Genomic DNA, 18,997 nt, shown 5'->3' with positions numbered 1-18,997 from the left:
AGGTCAAACTAAAGCCAGGCTCAGGTCAAATCAGGATCATGATAAAGGGAAATTATCAGTGAAGTACGTAGATAAACCCGCCTAATGTCAGGACGGACATAATCGTACTGAAAAATAACGTCGATGCCATCTCCTGCTGTGCGGTTTTGTACTGAACGGCCAGTATGATACAGATAGAGGCGGTCGGGATAGCCAGGGTTATCACCGTCATATTAAGTGACTTCGCGTCGACCGCAAAAGCTGAGCCAATCAGCAGAATTGCCAGCGGCAGCAAGATATTTTTGCAGATAACGGACAGCGCAACAGTCATATTAAATTTTACTTTAAATGAATACAGTATTACCCCGCACGCAAACAGAGAAACCCCGCCGGTCGCGTTACCGAGCAGTTGCAGTGAGCTGTTTATTGCCTCCGGGATGCGCACATCACACAGCAAAAGCACAAATGCGGCGGCAGGCGCCCAGACCATCGGCTCTTTAATCGTGGATAACAGATTAGCACCCAGCGTAACGGGTTTTGCCGCAGGGGCATTACCGACAGCGGGCTGGCTGTGACGGGCAAGCATAATCAGTGTTACCGGGCTCAGGATCAGGTTCAGGATAATCCCGGTAAATGCGATAGGAATGGTGCTGACTTCGCCGAACAGATGCCCCAGAACCGGGATCCCGACAAACGGAGCCGCCGGTGCGCTGATAGCAAGCGCCTGTAATGCGGCAATCGCCGGCGGACGGCGGAAAATCACCCCGGCTATAAAAAATGTGATGAGATATGCGCCTGCCATCCCGGCAAGCAGCAGCACGCCCATCATCCAGTCGCTGAGCAGCACATCGCGGGAAATCCCCATGATCCCGGCAAACAGTGTCAGCGGGAGCGCATACAACATGATCATCCGGTTGAGTGTCGCGCCTTGTGAGGCGTCAAAATCCCGGTGCCAGCCGGCAAAAAAACCAAGCAGCAGAGTGACGACAATCGGCAGCAGGGCAGCAATAATGGTTTCAGTCATGAGAGAGAGTCCGGTGTGTTTCTTAAGTGAAATTCATTAGAATCCGGTATGAACAAAAAATCAACTGCTCAATATGAGTACGCCACACGCTGGTATAACAGTCGTTCGCATGGTAAGAGTGTAGTAACAATAATAACAACGGACATAAAACACACCATGAATGATTTGATGTGTACTATCCCGGCGCTTGAAACGGATCGACTTATTCTGAGTGCGCACCGGAAAACGGATCATAAAGATGTGGCAGCTTTGTGGGCAGATCGTACCGTGACGCATTATATTATGGCGGGACAACGCTCCACGTCGCGCGACAGTTGGATGCGGATGCTGTCTTACCTCGGCTTATGGCCGTTGCTGGGCTATGGTTACTGGGCGGTCAGAGATAAAAGAACCGGTCGCTATATGGGGGATATCGGTTTTGCTGATTTTTACCGCGAACTGGATACGGACATCAGCCAATATCCGGAAGCGGGCTGGGTATTCGCACCATGGGCGCAGGGACAGGGTTATGCAGGAGAAGCATTGGATGCCATTCTTAACTGGCTGAAAAATGTACGTGGTATCAATGAGTGTGTTTGTATTATTTCTCCGGATAATCAGCCGTCAGTAAATCTGGCTGAGCGTCATGGTTTCCGGCAAAAAGAAATACTGGGAATGGACTATAAATCCGTTATTTTATATCACCTTACCATCGATTAACCCCGCTGCGGCGGATAACTGCGTCAGATCAAGAAATCAGCAGATAGTTTGCCGGAAAATCAGGTCAGTTTATAGCCATTTTCCGGTCTGTATTTGTTAATTGTTTTCACTATATATTTTCTAATTATATGAAAGATATTGTAAAAATTTCGTTATGCCGCCCTTTGTTATTTTATTTTTTCTCTGAAACAAATACCCGGTAACTCGTTGTATAATATAATATATAGCGTATTTATCATGGCAATTCGCCAATGGCAACGCTAGAATCAATTCACTTAGCGTGGTTATTAACTTAATTAATGACGACGATTAACTCCTAGCCTTCACACCTACGTTTCAGGTCAGACCGGAAATAGGGTGAGCTGGCCGTGACTCTTTACAGAGCCACCAGGGTGCAGGATAGAAATGTCCGCATCTCCCGTATTTGGAAAGGTGTTATGACAGAACAACTGATCGATCCCTTTGCGCGGAAATTTTATTACCTGCGCCTCTCCGTCACAGACGTATGCAATTTCCGTTGCAACTATTGTCTGCCTGATGGTTATAAACCTAATGGTCACAAATCCTTTCTTTCTCTCGGCGAGATCCGCCGGGTCACCCGTGCATTTGCTGAACTGGGGACGGAAAAAATTCGTCTGACCGGCGGCGAGCCGACAATGCGCCGTGATTTCACAGAGATAGTCGCCGCCATCAATGAAAATAAGAATATCCGTAATATTGCGGTGACCACCAATGGTTACCGGATGGCGCGTGATATCCGTGAATGGAAAGACGCCGGACTGACTGCGGTGAATGTCAGTGTCGACAGTCTTGATCCGCGCCAGTTTCAGGCTATCACCGGGCAGGATAAATTCATGCAGGTGATGAGTGGTATTGATGCCGCCTTTGATGCCGGTTTTGAGAAAGTGAAAGTGAATGTGGTGCTGATGAAAGATGTCAATGACATCCATCTGCCCGCCTTTCTTAACTGGATCAAAGACCGTCCGATCCAGCTGCGCTTTATTGAACTGATGGAAACCGGTGACGGCAGCGACACATTCCGCCGTTTTCATATCTCCGGCAATGTTATCCGCGCGCGCCTGTTACAGGCAGGCTGGCAGCAACAGGCGCGTTCGCGCAGCGACGGCCCGGCGCAAGTCTTCAGTCATCCGGATTATCAGGGCGAAATCGGTCTGATTATGCCGTATGAAAAAGATTTTTGTCAGAGCTGCAACCGCCTGCGCGTTTCCGCTATCGGTAATCTGCATTTGTGTTTGTTCGGTGAGCAGGGGATCACGCTGCGTGACCTGCTGGCTGAAGACGGACACGACGATGAGCTGAAAGCACGCCTTCAGCGCGCTCTGCAACACAAACGCGAAACCCATTTTCTCCATCAGGGAGACAGTGGTATGACCCCGAATTTATCTGTCATCGGCGGCTGATCCGCCGGCAGCATCAGGAGTTTACATGTCTCAACTCACCCATATCAATGCGGCGGGCGAAGCCAACATGGTGGACGTCTCCGGTAAACAGGAAACAGTCCGCGAGGCGCGCGCCGAAGCTTTTATCACCATGGATGCCGCCACCTTACAGATGATTATTGACGGCAACCATCACAAAGGCGATGTCTTTGCGACCGCCCGTATCGCCGGTATTCAGGCGGCAAAACGCACCTGGGATTTGATCCCGCTGTGTCACCCGCTGATGCTGAGCAAAGTGGAAGTGCAGTTAAGTGCGCAAACTGAATTTTCCCGTGTGCGTATTGAATCCTGCTGCCGCCTGACCGGTAAAACCGGCGTGGAAATGGAAGCCCTGACTGCTGCCTCTGTGGCAGCGCTGACTATCTATGACATGTGCAAAGCGGTACAGAAAGATATGGTTATCGGTCCGGTCTGGTTACTGGAAAAGAGCGGCGGAAAATCAGGTCACTTTAAGGCGGATGCATGATTACAGTGCTGTTTTTCGCGCAGGTGCGCGAGCTTATCAATACAGATGAACTGTCTCTGGCATGTGAGTACGCCACCGCTGAGGATTTGCGCAGCACTTTGAGTGAGCGCGGCGATCGCTGGGCACTCGCACTGGAGTCCGGTAAATTATTATGTGCGGTAAATCAGTCATTTGTGCCGCTGTCTCATCCGTTACAGGATGGTGATGAAGTGGCGTTTTTCCCGCCGGTTACCGGAGGCTGAGTGATGAACAATACCCGGATTGCCGTTCAGACAGACAATTTCAGTGTCGGTGAGGAATATCAGTGGCTGGCAGGTTGCGCTGATGATGGTGCGGTCGTGACCTTTACCGGTAAAGTCCGTAATCATAACCTGGGTGATAATGTGGCTGCTCTGACACTGGAGCACTATCCCGGCATGACGGAAAAAGCGCTGGCGGATATTGTATTGCAGGCGCGTGAGCGCTGGGAATTGCAGCGGGTCACGCTTATCCACCGGGTCGGCAGTCTCTTTCCTAATGATGAGATTGTATTTGTCGGCGTCAGTGCCGCTCACCGGGGCATGGCGTTTGAGGCGGCTGAATTTCTGATGGATTACTTAAAAACCCGCGCACCTTTCTGGAAAAAAGAAACCTTACCGCAAGGCGGTGAGCGCTGGGTTGATGCCAGAGAAAGTGACCAAAAAGCCGCAGATCGCTGGTAAATTAATACAGATAGCCGCCGTTTCACCGTATTTTTACCGGATGCTGAGCATAGCGTTAAAAATTCCGGCAATATGTAAAGAAAATGGATCGGTTTCCTGACAGTTTGCCTGCTGGCAACGCCCTCTTTATGTGATAATCTATAGTCTTGGTCGTTTATCATCCGATAAACAATTTGATACAGATGAAAGGGTTATCCATCATGGACCGATTTCCTCGTTCTAACGGCTCGATAGTTTCACAAGCGGGCGCCGGTATTCAGGCTTACATGGCCCAGGTTTATGGCTGGATGGCTGTGGGTCTGGTACTGACGGCATTTGTTGCCTGGTATTCATCCGGCTCTGAAGCCATCATGAGTTTTGTTTTCTCCAGCAAAATCACCTTTTTCGGGCTGATCATCGCACAGCTGGCACTGGTCTGGGTTATCTCCGGCATGGTTGAGCGCCTGAGCGCTTCCGCGGCGACCGGGCTGTTTATGCTCTATTCGGCACTGACGGGGCTGACACTCTCCAGTATTTTTATCGTTTATACTGATGCCTCTATCGTCAGCACCTTCTTTATCACGGCGGGGATGTTCGGGGCGCTGAGTATTTACGGCTACACCACCAAGCGCAGCCTGTCCGGAATGGGTAACTTCCTGTTCATGGGACTGATTGGTATCATCATCGCGTCACTGGTGAATATCTGGCTGAAAAGCGAAGGCATGACCCTGATCATCACCTATATCGGTGTGATTGTGTTTGCCGGTCTGACCGCGTATGACACACAGAAACTGCGTAACCTGGGTGAGCAGATTGACAGTAATGACAAAGATACCATGCGTCGCTATGCGATCGTGGGTGCGCTGTCACTGTATCTGGATTTCATCAACCTGTTCCTGATGCTGCTGCGCCTGATGGGCGACCGTCGCTAATCAGGATACAGAAAATAGCGTTATGACAAAAAACCGGTTCTGATGAACCGGTTTTTTTATGTTTACAGATTTGGCTGCGCGGCATTACTGATAAGAAACCATCTTATTAATAAGATCTGGTTCGTTCATTTAATCACCGTTCGTTATAATTGTTTTTGAAGTTTTTGATAGTATTATTCCCATTTTTAATGCAGGAAGAGATATTGTCACCCTGTTTTATACAGAGGCTAATTTCTTTTTGTGTGTTAATTGTAAATATAATATAGTCCCAGTTATCAATATATTTTTTTATATTTATCACTACCATTTTTTTGCTGCGATTACTGCGTACTCTTTTGCTTTGGCGATATTTTGGTCAACACCATCATCGCCATTCAGGTACTTCGAAAATAATTTATCACAGGCAATCAGTATTTTATTTTTTCCAATGTGATAGGCTTTATCATAATAATGAAGTGATTTTTGTTTGTCTCTTTCTATACCATATCCATTTTCCAGAATATATCCTCGGTGGTATAATGCTAATACATGTTCAGAGTCTATTGATAATGTTTTGTGCAAATAATAATTTGCCGGCCCACAGGCTTCAGTGACATTTGTTTTATCGTTAGGCCTTTTTGACAAATAACATGGGTTATAAAAAAAAGAAAACAGAGTATAGTTACTAATTAAATCATTGTTATCTGCTTTTTTTTATAAGTGATATAAGTTCAGCTCTTGTTTTCGGATATGGTGCATGTTCAGGTAAGTCAGAGTCATATTTTAATTCTATGGAGTTATAACTATAAAGTAACATCTCATAATTAAATGGATAACCAGAAACGGCGTAACTATTTATATTAAAGGATAGTAATGCATATAGTAATATTTTTTTTCATTTATTATCCATTGATGTTAGATATAATATACAGACTGATATATGTCTTCATAAGAAGGATGCTCCGGATTGTGATTATATTCAGATGTGGCTTCATTTATATTTGATGCACTATTGTTTAATAAAGTATCGCTTTCATTATATTCATGAAATAAGACATCAGTAATATCTGTTTTATTTCCGTTAACCCAGTCAACATTAGCTGTCAATTTATGAAAATTACCATTTTCATCGTAGAAAAAAAGAACGTTGAACATCAATTCCAATTGATGATATTCCTATAGTTTCAAGTGAAAATAGTTCATCTGATTGGCTTATGCCATCCATGCTTTTATCGGTCCAAACCAGAAGTTCTGACCAGGAAATATCATCCTGATTTATTAATCCGTCACAGTTACTGTCCAGAGAGGATAAAGATGAAAAACCATTTTTATCATTAATGTTAAAAGGTAAAACAGGACTATGTTCTCCGAATAATTCGTTACCATTACTGATAATACCATTTTTATCTCTGTCCATAACTAATAATCCATCTTCCGGATGAACCCATCCTGTTCGTATTAATTCTCCATCATTATTGAAATCAAAAGTAACGCCCATGTTATCTGTTATTGTTTTTACACCATCTCCATTTAAATCAATAATCAATGGCGTACAATAGTTATCAGCAACGTTTTCTAAGTTCTCATACAGGTTGTCAGGGAAGTAAGGAATGTTAATATTATCTATATCTGCTTCTGATAACATATCTTCGACAAATTGCCCGCAATTATTAGATAATAAATTGTAAGGTGGTGGCTCAGTATTACCTGTCTTATAATTATGTAATACTGTAAATAGATTATTAAAATCATTATAGAATTTCATGTTTTGAGACATTATAGAAATAGTTGAGGCGTCTTTATAATAAATATGGTCTTTAAATGATAGGTTGTCAGTGGATGTTTTAAGGCTTTCCCCTGTACTTAACCCAACCGTTATTATTTCATAGTTCTTCGTGACAGGGTTAATTCCCTTTATACCGATGAAGGCATGCCCAAAAGTTGATTCGCCAACTTCTGTTCCATGTGTGTCATATATTATGCTATTTTTCGGGGCTACAAATATCGTTATTTCAGGAGGCCCTTTTTTTATTGTAGTCAAATGAAGATGTAACATCTCTATGTATATTCATATCTTCTACTTTATACGTTTGATAGTGCTTTGTTTCTTTCGTCATCTGTTATCCTTAATGAAAATAATTATACTGTTAATTTTTTTTCACTGAAGTTATAAACTAATGTATTTTCTATATTATCGAATTATGTATTCAATGACGTTTTTTGTATTTTCAACATATCAGTTTTAAATGTTTTTTTTTGATGAAAGAAATACTATTAATTAATAATGGTATTTTATTATTTATCTGATGTTTTTTAGGATGTTAAATGTGATTCTATTTCTTGTCAAAATAAATTAATTAAATGATATAAGATATGATGTATTTTATTTAGATTTAATTTTAATGTAATTAATTTTAATTGTTACTCACGCAATCTTGCGGCGGAACAAGGTATATGCAGCAGTACCGGTAATAACGGCGATCACCAGCAGCGGCCAGGCAGTAATGACAAAGACACCATGCGTCGCTATGCGATCGTGGGTGCGCTGTCACTGTATCTGGACTTCATCAACCTGTTCCTGATGCTGCTGCGCCTGATGGGCGACCGTCGCTAATCAGGATACAGAAAATAGCGTTATGACAAAAAACCGGTTCTGATGAACCGGTTTTTTTGTGTTTAAAAATGATGTTATCAGGAATCCGCGATAATGTGTTCCAGTGTCCGTTCTGCCTGCTGAGCCTCCGTCACATTGGTATTGTGCGGATTGATACTGACGATCAGCGCTTTCCACAGCGCCCATGCCATGGCTCTTTCCCGGGTGGCGTCATCGGTTTGCAGTGCGTCAAAAAATACTCTGCGGCTCTGTGCGTCAAAGAATGTCCACGCCATCACAAAGTCGCAGGCAGGATCGCCGGTGCCGAGTTGCCCGAAATCAATCACCGCCTGCAGGCGGTTGTCCGCCGTGAGCAGATTACCCGCGCTGATATCGCCGTGAACCCAGACCGGCGGGGCTGTCCAATGAGAATCAAGTCCCTTTTCCCATATTTTCTCAAGCAGCGCGCAGTGTGTCTGAGTGCTCAGTTGTGTCAGCGCATGGCGGGTTTCACTGTCATAAACGGCTAAATCTCCGCCCCGGTAAAAATTGTGAAGTCCGGCGGACGGACCGCCGCCGGCATCAATGTTATGAAACTCATTAAGAAAATGAGCCAGATCACGGGCAAATTGTATTTTGTCTGCCGGCGGGTGTGCTGCCGCCGTTTCACCCGGTATCCAGCCGTAAACTGACCACGGAAGAGGATAGATTTCTGATGGTTTTCCGGCTGCGAGCGGAGCAGGGATCCGGACTGACAATTCAGCTGCCAGATGCGCAAGCCATTGCTGCTCTTTGCTTACCTGACCTGCATAATCCGCAGATGACGGCAGGCGGATCAGCATTTCGTCACCCAGGTGAAATGTCCGGTTATCCCAGCCGCTGGTTGCCACCGGCGATACCGGCAGGTCAGCCCACTGCGGACACTGTTCCGCGATGAGTTTTCCGGCAAGATGTGTATCAATAATCACTGTTATCGTGCTCCTGTTTATTTCCTGTCCGTGATTTTTACGCAACCTTGCGCCGGAACAAGGTATATGCAGCAGTACCGGTAATAACGGCGATCACCAGCAGCGGCCACAGGCTTTGCCAGATCACACTGAAACCGGCATCTTTCAGGTAAATCTGTTTGGTGATTTCATTGAAATGACGGATGGGATTTATCCAGGTGATATGTTGCAGCCACAGCGGCATGTTTTCTACCGGCGCAATATAGCCGGAAAGCAGTACAGCGGGCATCATAAAGACAAATACGCCGATAAACGCCTGCTGTTGCGTAGCAGAAAGGGCGGAGATAAGCAGCCCGAAGCCGACCAGTGATAAGCCGTACAGACTCATGGTGAAGTAGAACAGGAGCAGCGAGCCGGAGAAGGGGATTTGATAGGCAAAAATGCCGATCACCAGCACAATACTTGCCTGTGCCGTTGCCACAATCAATGCCGGAACTGCCTTGCCGACAAAAATCTCACCCGTGGTAAGCGGGGAAACCAGTAACTGATCCAGCGTGCCCTGTTCCCGCTCACGGGCGACAGACAGAGAGGTTACAATCATCACGCCGATAGTGGTAATCAGCGCCACCAGCGAGGGCACGATAAACCATTTGTAATCCAGATTCGGGTTGTACCAGTTGCGCACCACCAGCTCACTGGTGACGGCTTGCGGCATGCGTTCCTGCTGATAATTTGCCACTATCTGCTGCACATAGTTGGCGGCAATCTGCGCACTGTTTGAGTTGCGTCCGTCCAGCAGGATCTGCAATTGTGCAGGCGTTTTTGCTGCCAGGTGTGCGCTGAAATTCTGCGGGAAATGCACTAAAAGCAGCGCCTGCCGGTTATCGATTGCCTCACGGACTTCCTGCCTGTTCTGTAACAGCAGAACCTGTGAAAACGCACTCGCTTTGGCAAATTGCTGGGTCAGTTCAACGGATGCCGCGCCTTTGTCTTCATCATAAATAGCGATTGTCGCGTTGGTGACTTCCAGTGTTGCGGCGAGCGGAAACAAAATCATCTGAAAAATCACCGGGACGATCAGGATTGTCCTGGTTTGCCGTTCGCGCAAAAGAAGCTGTAATTCTTTAATAATTAAGGTGAAAATCCGGTGAAACATTGTTTTCTCCTTAATCCAGCCGGCGGCGGGTTTTCAGTGCTGTCAGCCCGATAAACACAATGGCGGACAAAATCAGCATGATCAGATTGGCGATAATCACCGGCATGATATTGCCCGCCAGAAAGAGAGTTTGCAGGCTTTCGACAAAATAGCGCGCCGGTATTACCCGGGTCACGGCTTGCACGGCAAGCGGCATACTGTCGATTTCAAACACAAAGCCGGACAACATTATCGCGGGTAAAAATGCGGCATTCAGGGAGATCATCGCTGCATTGAACTGATTGCGGGTAATGGTGGAGATGAGAAGCCCCATGCCGAGTGCGGTGGCGAGATAAAGCGAGGTCACCAGTGCCAGCAGCCACAACGAGCCATGGTAGGGCACGCCGAGCAGATAAACGGTCACCAGCATGCAAAGCACCATCACAAAGCTGCCGAGCACCTGATACGGCAGCAATTTGGACAGCAACAGCTCTGTTTTCGTTACTTGTGTGGAGAGCAGCGCTTCCATGGTGCCGCGCTCCCACTCACGGGCGATCACCAGAGAGGTCAGAATTGCGCCGACCACGGTAATAATAATGCTGATAGCGCCCGGGATAATAAAATGCTGACTGATGGCGGCGGGGTTAAACCAGTAGCGCAGGCGGATATCTATCAGGGGCGGGCTGCTGATCCCCGCATCCTGCGCGCGTTGCTGTTTCCAGACCTGCCAGACACCGGTGGCGTAGCCCTGCATAAAGTTAGCGGTATTCGGCTCGCTGCCGTCCGTGATTATCTGAATCGGCGCGATATCATCCTGACGGGCAAGACGCTTATCAAAATCTACCGGGATCACCACAATGCCTCGGATATGCCCGGCCTGAAGTTTATCAATCAATTCATGGCGGTTATCACTGAGGGTGGCATCAATAAAGGGTGAGCCGGTAAAGGCGTGGATAAGCTCCTGCGCCGGTTCACTTTGTTGATTAACCAGGATACCGATGCGCAGTTTTGAGGAGTCCAGATTAATACCATAGCCAAAAATAAACAGTAAAATCAGCGGAATAACAATCGCTATCAGGGCGCTGGACGGGTCACGGATAATCTGTTTGCTCTCTTTAATGCATAACGCCCGCAGGCGGCGCCATGAAAAACCGGAAGGTGTGGCAGATTGTGTATTCATGATACGTCCTCCGGTGTGTGCTCTTTATCATATTGTTCGACCAGCCCGATAAACGCGTCTTCCATGGACGGATCTGGATGCGCGTCATTTGCCACACTTGCTTTCAGCTGGTCCGGCGTCCCGGCAGCTATAATTTTGCCGTGATAGACCAGCCCGATACGGTCACAATATTCCGCTTCATCCATAAAGTGGGTCGTTACCATTACGGTTACGCCTTTGTCCACCATACCGTTGATATGCAGCCAAAATTCACGGCGGGTGAGCGGATCAACCCCGGAGGTCGGTTCATCCAGAAACAGAATATCCGGTTCATGCATCAGTGCGCAGGCGAGTGCCAGCCGCTGTTTAAAGCCAAGCGGCAGATCTTCTGTGGTCTGGCGCAGGATCGGGTCAAAATTGAAGGTACTGACCATATCCGCCATTTTTTGTTTCTGCGCTTTGCCGCGCAGCCCGTATACACCGGAGAAAAATGTCAGGTTCTGTGCGACGGTAAGGTTACCGTACAGCGAGAATTTCTGTGCCATATACCCCAGACGGCTGCGGGCTTTGGCAGAACTGGTTTTCAGATCCAGCCCCAGTACAAGTGCACGTCCGGTCGTCGGGATCATCAGCCCGCACATCATTTTAAAGGTGGTGGATTTCCCTGCACCATTCGGACCGAGCAGACCAAAAATTTCCCCGCGTTTTACCTGAAAATCCACATGATCTGTGGCGGCAAAATCCCCGAATTTCTTGGTCAGACTGATGGCCTCAATAACGGTTTCGTCCGGTGCGGCAGGAATTTGCGGCATAATTTGTGCCAGCGCAGAGCGATGAGAGGGGCCGCCGCCGAGCAGATCGATAAAGGCATCCTCAAAACGGGGTTTTGCTGTCTGTAATTCGGCATCCGGGCAATTCAGTGTGTTGAGCAGGGCGCGGGTATCGGTCTGAGGTTTGACGATCAGGCGGACATAACGCCCCTGAATAACCCCGTCGGTGACATCCGGCTGAACTAATGCATCCTGCAACAAACGCCGCCGTTCTGCGGGCTGTGCTGCCAGCAAAAATGAGCGTCCGCTCATGGTGTCAGTCAGTTTTTCCGGTTTGCCCTCATAGAGCAGTTTTCCCTGATTCAGCAGCAGCACATCGCGGCACTGCTCTGCTTCATCCAGATAAGAGGTGCTCCAGAGGATTAGCATGCCGTCATCTGCCAGCGTGTGAACCATGCGCCACAGTTCGCGGCGGGCGATAGGATCAACTCCGACACCCGGCTCATCGAGCAGCAATACCTGCGGCTGCCCGAGAAGGGTGCAGGCGAGCCCCAGCTTCTGTTTCATGCCGCCGGAAAGCTTCCCGGCCATGCGTCCGGTAAAATGCGTGAGATCGGTAAAGGTGAGCAGACGATCAAACGTATTCTGCTGTTCAGATTGTGGCAATCCGCGCAGCTCAGCATATAAGCGGAGATTTTCCATCACCGTCAGGTCTTCATACAGCCCGAATTTCTGCGGCATATAACCGAGCCGGGCGCGCAGCGCGACACTGTCAGTGATCGGGTCTAACCCGGCAACGCGGATCTCGCCGCTGTCCGGTTTCAGCAGTCCGGCGAGCATACGGATAAGCGTGGTTTTTCCGGCACCGTCAGGACCTGCCAGACCGGTAACACCGCCGCCGGAAATTGTGGTACTCAGCCGGTCAACTGCCGGGCTGTTCAGTCCGGGGAAGTTTTTTTCTACGCCATTCAGGGTGATTGTGATGTCCGGCATCCTTTATCCCTGCGGCTGTTCGCTGTCAAAACGGACAGTTACCGGCATTCCCTGACGCAGCAGCGGATCGGCATCTGTCACCACAATGCGCAGGCGATAGACGAGATCGGTGCGCAGCGCCGGGGTTTCAACCGATTTCGGGGTAAATTCAGCCGTCGGAGAAACAAACCCGACATGCCCGTGATACGGCTGACCGGGGCGGCTGTCAGTCTCCAGAAGAACCGCGCGTCCGGGCTGTGCCTGTCCCAGCTCATTTTCACTGACATAAGCACGCACCCAGACAGGATTGGTCAGGGAAAGGGTAAAAACAGTGCTGCCCGCCGGTAAAATTGTACCCGGTTCAATGGCGCGGGTAAGGATAGTGCCGTCAGCAGGCGAGGTAAGGCGGGTATCCGCCAGATCCAGTTTTGCCTGTGCAACAGCAGCTTGTGCCTGTTTCAGTTGCCCGCGAGCCTGTTCTATCTCTTCTTTGCGAAATCCATTTTCCAGCTGCATCAGTTTATCCTGTGCGGCTTTCAGCGCGGCCTCAGCCTGATCCCGCTGATTACGGGCATTTTCCAGGTCATTGGCTGAAATCGCTTTGCTTTGCATCAGCCCGGACTGGCGCTGATAAAATTGCCGGGCAAACTGTGCGGCAGCGGTATTACGGGCGACATCGGCTTTTGCCTGTGCAATTTCTTCTGTGCGATACCCGGTTTCCATCATGGATAATGCGGCCTGTGCGCTGTCACGCACACCTTCAGCTTTGAGCAGCGCGTGGCGGTAGGGCGCATCATCAAGTGCGCCCAGAAGGTCACCGGCCTTAACCACAGCACCTTCATCCACATTCAGGGATTGCAGTCTGCCGCTCACGCGAAAACCGGGGCTGACTGTCCGGATATCCACATTGCCGTACAGCACCACCGGCCCGGACGGTCGCGCCTGCCACCAGTACCAGCCTGCGGCACTGACAAGTAAAATCAGAATAATGATGAATGATCCTGTTTTTTTCATTGGCGTCATGAATTTATTTCCCGTCCGTTATTGGTCTGTGTGATACGTCAAGCCAGGTAATGATCCTTCAACCCGTTTAATATCAGCCGGATATGTTCACTGAGTACCGCATTTATCATCTCATACTCTTTTTCACCGATATTATCCCAGCCCGCCTGACGCAGAAGAGTCTCCCGCGCCAGCCGGAAAGATAAAATCTCACCCATAATGGCATGGGTATGGATAAGAGTATTTATATGCCCGTCCGGCAAACCGGTATATAATGCCACCAATCTGGCCTGACGTGAAAAAATAAGGGCGAGGGCGTTTTCATGAATAATCGTATACGCCTTTGTCGGGATCAACTGTTCGCGGGACATTATCCGGCTGATATTGATGTTGTTTTTTTTCAGTACCAGGTCGTTATACGCAAGAAAACTCAGTTCAATCAGTTGCAGGCAGCGCGTTTCATCCGGCTCATTGTGGTCCTGTGACAGAAATATATCTATTTCTTCAATGACAGGACTGAATTCATCACGGATAATGTCTGCAATATATTGCGCTACTGCCAGATATAAGCCATCTTTAGAGCCGAAATAATAAGCAATAGCCGCGATATTTTGATCAGCACGTTGTGCAATCTGGCGAGTAGTGGCACTATTTGGGCCGTTTAGTCCGAAAATCTCAATAGCGGCTTCCAGTAAAGCCTGTTTGGCGTGTTCGCCGCGAGGCGTATTAGTCGTGTTGACTGACATAGCGTATATCCTTATGGGTGTGTCGGCATAAACGAGTGATCAATCATGTGATTAAACTTTATGCTCATCGTTATATATTGTAAATGAGCAGAAACAAACGGATTGATCAGGTACGTATTTTATCGATATTTCTTCCGGAGTGACGGATTAATTTTCGACATTCAATCATCAGCAGGCCCCGCAGACAAATCACCGGGGCGGAGTCTTAACAATTCATGAGTTTTTCATCCTTACCATTATGCCCGGAAATTCTGAAGGCCGTCGAAGAGATGGGCTACGAACAGCCAACCCCGATTCAGTTACAGGCCATTCCTAAAGTACTGGCCGGTCACGATTTATTAGCAAGCGCACAAACCGGTACAGGGAAAACCGCCGGTTTTACCTTACCTATCCTGCAATATTTAGAGGATAACCCGCGCAAAGGCGGCGGACGCCCTGTCCGTGCGCTTATTTTATCGCCAACCCGTGAGCTGGCGGCGCAAATCGGCGAAAATGTCCGTGAATACAGCCGTCACCTGCGCACACGTTCGCTGGTGGTTTTCGGCGGTGTGAGCATCAATCCGCAAATGATGAAACTGCGCAGCGGCGTGGATATTCTGATCGCGACCCCGGGTCGCCTGTTGGATCTGGAACATCAGCGCGCGGTTGACCTGTCGAAAGTCGAAATTTTAGTGCTGGATGAAGCCGACCGTATGCTGGATATGGGCTTTATTCATGACATTCGCCGTGTTATCAATAAATTACCGGCAAAACGCCAGAATTTATTGTTCTCCGCGACCTTCTCCAACGGTATCAAATCGCTGGCGAACACTATCCTGAACAATCCGGTTACGGTAGAAGTTGCACCGCGTAACAGCGCATCACAGCAGATAACACAGTTTGTGCATCTGGTGGACAAAAAGCGTAAAGCTGAATTACTGGCGCATCTGATTGGCCGTGATAACTGGGAACAGGTACTGATTTTCACCCGTACCAAGCACGGCGCAAACCGTCTGGCTGAATTCCTGAGTGACAGCGGTATCAAAGCGGCGGCAATCCACGGTAATAAATCCCAGGGTGCAAGAACCCGCGCACTGGCTGATTTCAAAAGCGGCGGCATTCGTGCCCTGGTGGCAACGGATATCGCAGCCCGCGGACTGGATATTGAACAACTGCCGTATGTGGTGAACTATGAACTGCCGAATGTGGCAGAAGATTATGTCCATCGTATCGGACGTACCGGACGCGCGGAAGCCACCGGTATGGCATTATCACTGGTATGTATTGATGAGCACGAATTATTACGTGACATCGAAAACCTGCTGAAAAAACCAATCGAGCGGATGGCAGAACCCGGCTATGAGCCGGATCCGTCTATCAAAGCTGAGCCTATCCAGAAAGCCAAACAAGGTCGCGGCGGCGGCGGTGGTCGTTCTTCCGGTCCCCGTCAGGGCGGACAAGGCCGTGATCGTGGTGCAGAAGGGCGCAGCAACTCAAACAGCGGCGACAAACGCCCAGCACGTCCGCGTCAGCAAAAACCACGCAGCACCTCATCCGACTCCGGCAGCCCGTGGGGCAACCGCGGTAAATAACGGACCAGGTTAACTGATGCGTGTACTGTTAGCACCAATGCAGGGGGTCTTAGACCCCCTTGTTCGTCATTTACTGACTGAAGTGAATGATTATGATCTTTGCATCACCGAGTTTGTTCGCGTGGTGGATATGCTGCTGCCGGAAAAAGTCTTTTTCCGCATCTGTCCTGAACTGGCTCACGGTGGTGTAACGGCATCCGGAACACCGGTTCGTGTGCAACTGCTGGGGCAGTATCCGCAGTGGCTGGCAGAAAATGCGGCGCGTGCGGCGGAACTCGGCTCGCAGGGGGTTGATCTCAACTGTGGTTGTCCGTCAAAAATGGTCAACGGCAGCGGCGGTGGGGCAACTCTGCTTAAAGACCCGGAACTGATTTATCAGGGCACCCGGGCTATCCGCGCAGCGGTTCCCTCACATCTTCCTGTCTCGGTAAAAATCCGCCTTGGCTGGAGCAGTAGTGAGCACCAGTTTGAGATTGCGGATGCCGTTGAACAGGGCGGTGCGACTGAAATCACCGTACACGGACGAACCAAAGAAGCAGGATACCGCGCTGAGCTTATCGACTGGCCGGCAATCGGCGCTATCCGTCAGCGTTTATCCATTCCGGTGACTGCCAATGGCGAAATCCTGGATTGGCAGAGTGCGCAAAACTGCGCAGCCGTCACCGGCTGTGATTCCCTGATGCTCGGGCGTGGCGCACTGAATGTGCCGAATCTCAGCCGTGTGGTGAAACACAACAGCCCGTTTATGCCGTGGGCGGATGTGGTTGCCTTGCTGCATCACTACACGCAACTGGAAAAACAGGGTGATACCGGGCTGTATCATATGGCGCGGATCAAACAGTGGTTCAGTTATCTGCACAAGGCTTATCCTGAAGCTGAATCGCTCTTTTCTGTTATCCGTACACTGAAAGATTGTCCGTCTATTGCGCAGGCTATTTCCCGTGAGCGGGATAACCTGTCTATACCCTTATTCATTCAAACCGCAGGTTCGTTGGTCGCGCTCAGATAGCCGCCTGCCTGTATCCTGAATGACATGGGTATATTTACGATCAGAATGCATAAAATTTGCATTTTCCTGTGTATCGCACTTTAATTAACAGATAAGCTACAATTAACTGAGCCACAACGTTTTCTGAATCATACAGCCGGAGGGAGGCACTAATGAATTTTTTGTCCTGGATTATCTTTGGTCTGATTGCAGGGGTACTGGCTAAATGGGTTATGCCCGGAACCTATAATATCGGTTTTATTATGACAATCATATTAGGGGTTGCCGGCTCTGTGGTCGGGGGATATATCAGTGTCTTTTTCGGCAAAGGGCGTGTAGACGGGTTTAATTTCGGCAGTTTTGTCGTGGCCGTTATTGGTGCCATGGTGGTGTTATTTCTGGCAGGTAAATTTGCCGGCTGAATGTTAGCTGGTTAAATCATAGTTATGGGCTGATACCACAGCAAAAAGCAGTAAAACGTTAAGTATGCCGGGGCAGATAGCTGCTCCGGCATTTTTATACCCTTATTCATTCAAACTGCAGGTTCGTTGGCTTCGCTCAGCCAGTCGGGTCACATACTCATGTATGCTCCCCGGCGGGCGGAGCTTGCCGCCTTCCTGCATCCTGAATGACGTTGGGTATATACCCTTATTCATTCAAACTGCAGGTTCGTTGGCTTCATCCTGAATGACGTTGGGTATATAAGAAAAATGAGCGGATTATGGCTCGATCGGCAGAATATCGGAGCCACCCCATTCAGCCCAGGAGCCGTCATACAGACGGACATTCTGATGGCCTATGAGTGTCAGCGCGAGAAGCAGAACAGCGGCAGTCATACCGGAGCCGCAGGAGACGACGAGGTATTTGCTTAAATCCACTCCGGCATCGCGGAACAATTGCTGAATTTGTGTCGGGGTTTTGTACATCCCGTTTTCCACCAGTGTATTCCACGGCACATTACAACTGCCCGGGATATGACCCGCACGGACACCGGGACGCGGGTCCGGCGTCAGTGCCTGAAAGCGATCAGCTGAACGGGCATCGACAATCTGAATTTCCGGGTCGGTAATGGCAAGCAGCACATCATCTTTATTTACTGCATTGTGGCGCTGAAATTCCGGTACAAATGTTTTCGGTACCGGGTGTGTGGTTTCACCGCTTTCTGTGGCATAACCGGCATTTATCCAGCCACTTAATCCGCTCTGAAGAATCCGTAAATTTTTGACACCAAAGGTTTTCAGTGTCCACCAGGCGCGCGGGGCAGAAAACAGATTACCCTGATCATAAATGATCACAGTGGTGTCGTTATCAATACCCAGTGCGCCTGCGGCCTGCGCGAATGTGTCCGGTGACGGCAGCATGTGCGGCAGCGGGGACGCGGTATCAGCCACTTTATCCTGATCAAAATAGTGTGCGCCCGGAATATGGTGCTCAAGCCATAGCTGATAACAATCTGCGGGTTGTGCGGGTGGCGCTTTGCTCACATCGAGAACGACAAGATTGTCGTCATGCTGGTGTGTGTGCAGCCAGTCCGGAGTAACAAAATAGTCTCTGTACATCGGAATTAACCTCGTTAGCATGACGCAGACAGCTACCGTGTTTCGCGGGTGGCGGCTTCCTGCGCCGTGGATGGAGAATCAGGGGCAACTGAACGATTATACATGTTCATCCCGGCAAGAAAAACGCCGCCGAGGGAGCCGAAGGCAAAAATAAAAATGAAAATAATCAATAATTTCTTCATAGATGCTTTTTACAGTTATCGGGCTGAACCGGTCAGCCGGAAGAATACAGACAGTATGTTTAACAATTGTAACAAACTTTTGACGAAACCGTATGCTGAAAACGGGCTGTTTTTTTTGCTGTAGTGTGAAACAATAGCCCCCTGTTTATTTATC

General features: G+C 48.8%; 20 protein-coding genes, 1 pseudogene and 1 riboswitch. Of the genes and pseudogenes, 10 read left to right on the top strand and 11 right to left on the bottom strand.

The features are described 5' to 3' along the window. Positions 1-55: 55 nt before the first annotated feature. Positions 56-1,003 carry an AEC family transporter gene (locus tag AYY16_RS08275; protein WP_067364414.1) on the bottom strand — a complete coding sequence of 316 codons (948 nt, stop codon included), beginning with the start codon at positions 1,001-1,003 and terminating at the stop codon, positions 56-58. A 156-nt stretch (positions 1,004-1,159) separates the two neighbouring features. Here AYY16_RS08275 and AYY16_RS08270 point away from each other — a divergent pair, with 156 nt between their 5' ends. The 6 genes from AYY16_RS08270 (at position 1,160) to AYY16_RS08245 (ending at position 5,240) form a co-directional block, all read left to right on the top strand. After that, entirely contained in the window at positions 1,160-1,702 is a 543-nt protein-coding gene (locus AYY16_RS08270; RefSeq protein ID WP_067364411.1) for a GNAT family N-acetyltransferase, read from the top strand. Positions 1,703-2,003: 301 nt separating this feature from the next. Continuing rightward, positions 2,004-2,152: riboswitch (molybdenum cofactor riboswitch) on the top strand. Continuing rightward, complete coding sequence (gene moaA, locus AYY16_RS08265) at positions 2,140-3,123, top strand: GTP 3',8-cyclase MoaA (RefSeq protein WP_067364408.1); 984 nt, start codon at positions 2,140-2,142, stop codon at positions 3,121-3,123. It overlaps the preceding riboswitch by 13 nt. Positions 3,124-3,148: 25 nt before the next feature. Continuing rightward, positions 3,149-3,628: a cyclic pyranopterin monophosphate synthase MoaC gene (moaC, locus tag AYY16_RS08260; RefSeq protein ID WP_067364405.1), complete on the top strand. Its 480-nt coding sequence runs from the start codon at positions 3,149-3,151 to the stop codon at positions 3,626-3,628. Then, positions 3,625-3,870 (top strand): molybdopterin synthase sulfur carrier subunit, encoded by a 246-nt coding sequence (gene moaD / locus AYY16_RS08255; protein ID WP_067364402.1) that lies wholly within the window; start codon positions 3,625-3,627, stop codon positions 3,868-3,870. The genes moaC and moaD overlap by 4 nt, the downstream gene beginning before the upstream one ends. Before the next feature lie 3 nt (positions 3,871-3,873). Further along, positions 3,874-4,329, top strand: a complete 456-nt coding sequence (moaE, locus tag AYY16_RS08250; protein ID WP_067364981.1) for a molybdopterin synthase catalytic subunit MoaE — start codon at positions 3,874-3,876, stop codon at positions 4,327-4,329. 200 nt (positions 4,330-4,529) lie between these two features. After that, positions 4,530-5,240, top strand: coding sequence for a Bax inhibitor-1/YccA family protein (locus tag AYY16_RS08245; protein ID WP_067364399.1), 711 nt, complete (start codon positions 4,530-4,532; stop codon positions 5,238-5,240). A 300-nt stretch (positions 5,241-5,540) separates the two neighbouring features. On the opposite strand, the gene AYY16_RS19680 is transcribed toward AYY16_RS08245, so the two are convergent. Further along, entirely contained in the window at positions 5,541-5,801 is a 261-nt protein-coding gene (locus tag AYY16_RS19680; RefSeq protein WP_162271048.1) for an SEL1-like repeat protein, read from the bottom strand. 544 nt (positions 5,802-6,345) lie between these two features. Beyond that, on the bottom strand, positions 6,346-7,260 hold the full coding sequence (locus tag AYY16_RS08230; protein ID WP_156664972.1) for a hypothetical protein: 915 nt from the start codon (positions 7,258-7,260) through the stop codon (positions 6,346-6,348). 462 nt (positions 7,261-7,722) lie between these two features. On the opposite strand from AYY16_RS08230, the pseudogene AYY16_RS19675 reads away from it, so the two are divergent. Beyond that, positions 7,723-7,833: pseudogene (locus tag AYY16_RS19675) on the top strand (Bax inhibitor-1 family protein); the annotation flags it as partial. Between the two features lie 77 nt (positions 7,834-7,910). Here AYY16_RS19675 and AYY16_RS08225 read toward each other — a convergent pair. From AYY16_RS08225 to AYY16_RS08200, 6 genes are read right to left on the bottom strand one after another with little or no spacing between them, the layout of a single operon-like run. Then, the gene (locus AYY16_RS08225; protein ID WP_208020727.1) at positions 7,911-8,780 is read right to left on the bottom strand and encodes an aminoglycoside phosphotransferase family protein; all 870 of its coding nucleotides are present in this window, start codon (positions 8,778-8,780) and stop codon (positions 7,911-7,913) included. 37 nt (positions 8,781-8,817) lie between these two features. After that, positions 8,818-9,915 (bottom strand): ABC transporter permease, encoded by a 1,098-nt coding sequence (locus AYY16_RS08220; RefSeq protein WP_067364391.1) that lies wholly within the window; start codon positions 9,913-9,915, stop codon positions 8,818-8,820. 10 nt (positions 9,916-9,925) lie between these two features. Next, positions 9,926-11,074: an ABC transporter permease gene (locus AYY16_RS08215; RefSeq protein WP_067364388.1), complete on the bottom strand. Its 1,149-nt coding sequence runs from the start codon at positions 11,072-11,074 to the stop codon at positions 9,926-9,928. Next, positions 11,071-12,816 carry an ATP-binding cassette domain-containing protein gene (locus tag AYY16_RS08210; RefSeq protein ID WP_067364385.1) on the bottom strand — a complete coding sequence of 582 codons (1,746 nt, stop codon included), beginning with the start codon at positions 12,814-12,816 and terminating at the stop codon, positions 11,071-11,073. The genes AYY16_RS08215 and AYY16_RS08210 overlap by 4 nt, the downstream gene beginning before the upstream one ends. 3 nt (positions 12,817-12,819) lie before the next feature. Then, entirely contained in the window at positions 12,820-13,809 is a 990-nt protein-coding gene (gene hlyD / locus AYY16_RS08205; RefSeq protein WP_067364382.1) for a secretion protein HlyD, read from the bottom strand. 47 nt (positions 13,810-13,856) lie between these two features. Continuing rightward, positions 13,857-14,543 (bottom strand): CerR family C-terminal domain-containing protein, encoded by a 687-nt coding sequence (locus tag AYY16_RS08200; protein ID WP_067364377.1) that lies wholly within the window; start codon positions 14,541-14,543, stop codon positions 13,857-13,859. 215 nt (positions 14,544-14,758) lie between these two features. Between AYY16_RS08200 and rhlE the strand changes: the two genes are divergently transcribed. From rhlE to AYY16_RS08185, 3 genes are all read left to right on the top strand, one after another. Beyond that, complete coding sequence (rhlE, locus tag AYY16_RS08195; RefSeq protein ID WP_067364374.1) at positions 14,759-16,114, top strand: ATP-dependent RNA helicase RhlE; 1,356 nt, start codon at positions 14,759-14,761, stop codon at positions 16,112-16,114. 16 nt (positions 16,115-16,130) lie between these two features. After that, the gene (dusC, locus tag AYY16_RS08190; RefSeq protein ID WP_067364371.1) at positions 16,131-17,123 is read left to right on the top strand and encodes a tRNA dihydrouridine(16) synthase DusC; all 993 of its coding nucleotides are present in this window, start codon (positions 16,131-16,133) and stop codon (positions 17,121-17,123) included. Between the two features lie 152 nt (positions 17,124-17,275). After that, the gene (locus AYY16_RS08185; protein WP_067364368.1) at positions 17,276-17,524 is read left to right on the top strand and encodes a GlsB/YeaQ/YmgE family stress response membrane protein; all 249 of its coding nucleotides are present in this window, start codon (positions 17,276-17,278) and stop codon (positions 17,522-17,524) included. A 297-nt stretch (positions 17,525-17,821) separates the two neighbouring features. On the opposite strand, the gene sseA is transcribed toward AYY16_RS08185, so the two are convergent. Further along, positions 17,822-18,661, bottom strand: a complete 840-nt coding sequence (gene sseA / locus AYY16_RS08180; RefSeq protein WP_067364366.1) for a 3-mercaptopyruvate sulfurtransferase — start codon at positions 18,659-18,661, stop codon at positions 17,822-17,824. A gap of 32 nt (positions 18,662-18,693) precedes the next feature. Then, entirely contained in the window at positions 18,694-18,843 is a 150-nt protein-coding gene (locus AYY16_RS20540; RefSeq protein WP_166417021.1) for a hypothetical protein, read from the bottom strand. Positions 18,844-18,997: the final 154 nt, after the last annotated feature.

This window comes from Morganella psychrotolerans (genome assembly GCF_001676155.1).
In the GTDB taxonomy this organism is placed as follows: domain Bacteria; phylum Pseudomonadota; class Gammaproteobacteria; order Enterobacterales; family Enterobacteriaceae; genus Morganella; species Morganella psychrotolerans.
Note: the sequence above shows the minus strand (reverse complement) of the source record. Positions and strands in the feature narration are given on the sequence as shown.

Coding starts and splice junctions, on each gene's coding strand:
- AYY16_RS08245 (WP_067364399.1), top strand. CDS start 4,530: ATGGACCGATTTCCTCGTTCTAACGGCTCGATAGTTTCACAAGCGGGC.
- AYY16_RS08275 (WP_067364414.1), bottom strand. CDS start 1,003: ATGACTGAAACCATTATTGCTGCCCTGCTGCCGATTGTCGTCACTCTG.
- hlyD (WP_067364382.1), bottom strand. CDS start 13,809: ATGAAAAAAACAGGATCATTCATCATTATTCTGATTTTACTTGTCAGT.
- sseA (WP_067364366.1), bottom strand. CDS start 18,661: ATGTACAGAGACTATTTTGTTACTCCGGACTGGCTGCACACACACCAG.
- rhlE (WP_067364374.1), top strand. CDS start 14,759: ATGAGTTTTTCATCCTTACCATTATGCCCGGAAATTCTGAAGGCCGTC.
- AYY16_RS08270 (WP_067364411.1), top strand. CDS start 1,160: ATGAATGATTTGATGTGTACTATCCCGGCGCTTGAAACGGATCGACTT.
- moaC (WP_067364405.1), top strand. CDS start 3,149: ATGTCTCAACTCACCCATATCAATGCGGCGGGCGAAGCCAACATGGTG.
- AYY16_RS08215 (WP_067364388.1), bottom strand. CDS start 11,074: ATGAATACACAATCTGCCACACCTTCCGGTTTTTCATGGCGCCGCCTG.
- moaD (WP_067364402.1), top strand. CDS start 3,625: ATGATTACAGTGCTGTTTTTCGCGCAGGTGCGCGAGCTTATCAATACA.
- AYY16_RS20540 (WP_166417021.1), bottom strand. CDS start 18,843: ATGAAGAAATTATTGATTATTTTCATTTTTATTTTTGCCTTCGGCTCC.
- AYY16_RS08200 (WP_067364377.1), bottom strand. CDS start 14,543: ATGTCAGTCAACACGACTAATACGCCTCGCGGCGAACACGCCAAACAG.
- AYY16_RS08210 (WP_067364385.1), bottom strand. CDS start 12,816: ATGCCGGACATCACAATCACCCTGAATGGCGTAGAAAAAAACTTCCCC.
- AYY16_RS08220 (WP_067364391.1), bottom strand. CDS start 9,915: ATGTTTCACCGGATTTTCACCTTAATTATTAAAGAATTACAGCTTCTT.
- AYY16_RS08185 (WP_067364368.1), top strand. CDS start 17,276: ATGAATTTTTTGTCCTGGATTATCTTTGGTCTGATTGCAGGGGTACTG.
- dusC (WP_067364371.1), top strand. CDS start 16,131: ATGCGTGTACTGTTAGCACCAATGCAGGGGGTCTTAGACCCCCTTGTT.
- moaE (WP_067364981.1), top strand. CDS start 3,874: ATGAACAATACCCGGATTGCCGTTCAGACAGACAATTTCAGTGTCGGT.
- moaA (WP_067364408.1), top strand. CDS start 2,140: ATGACAGAACAACTGATCGATCCCTTTGCGCGGAAATTTTATTACCTG.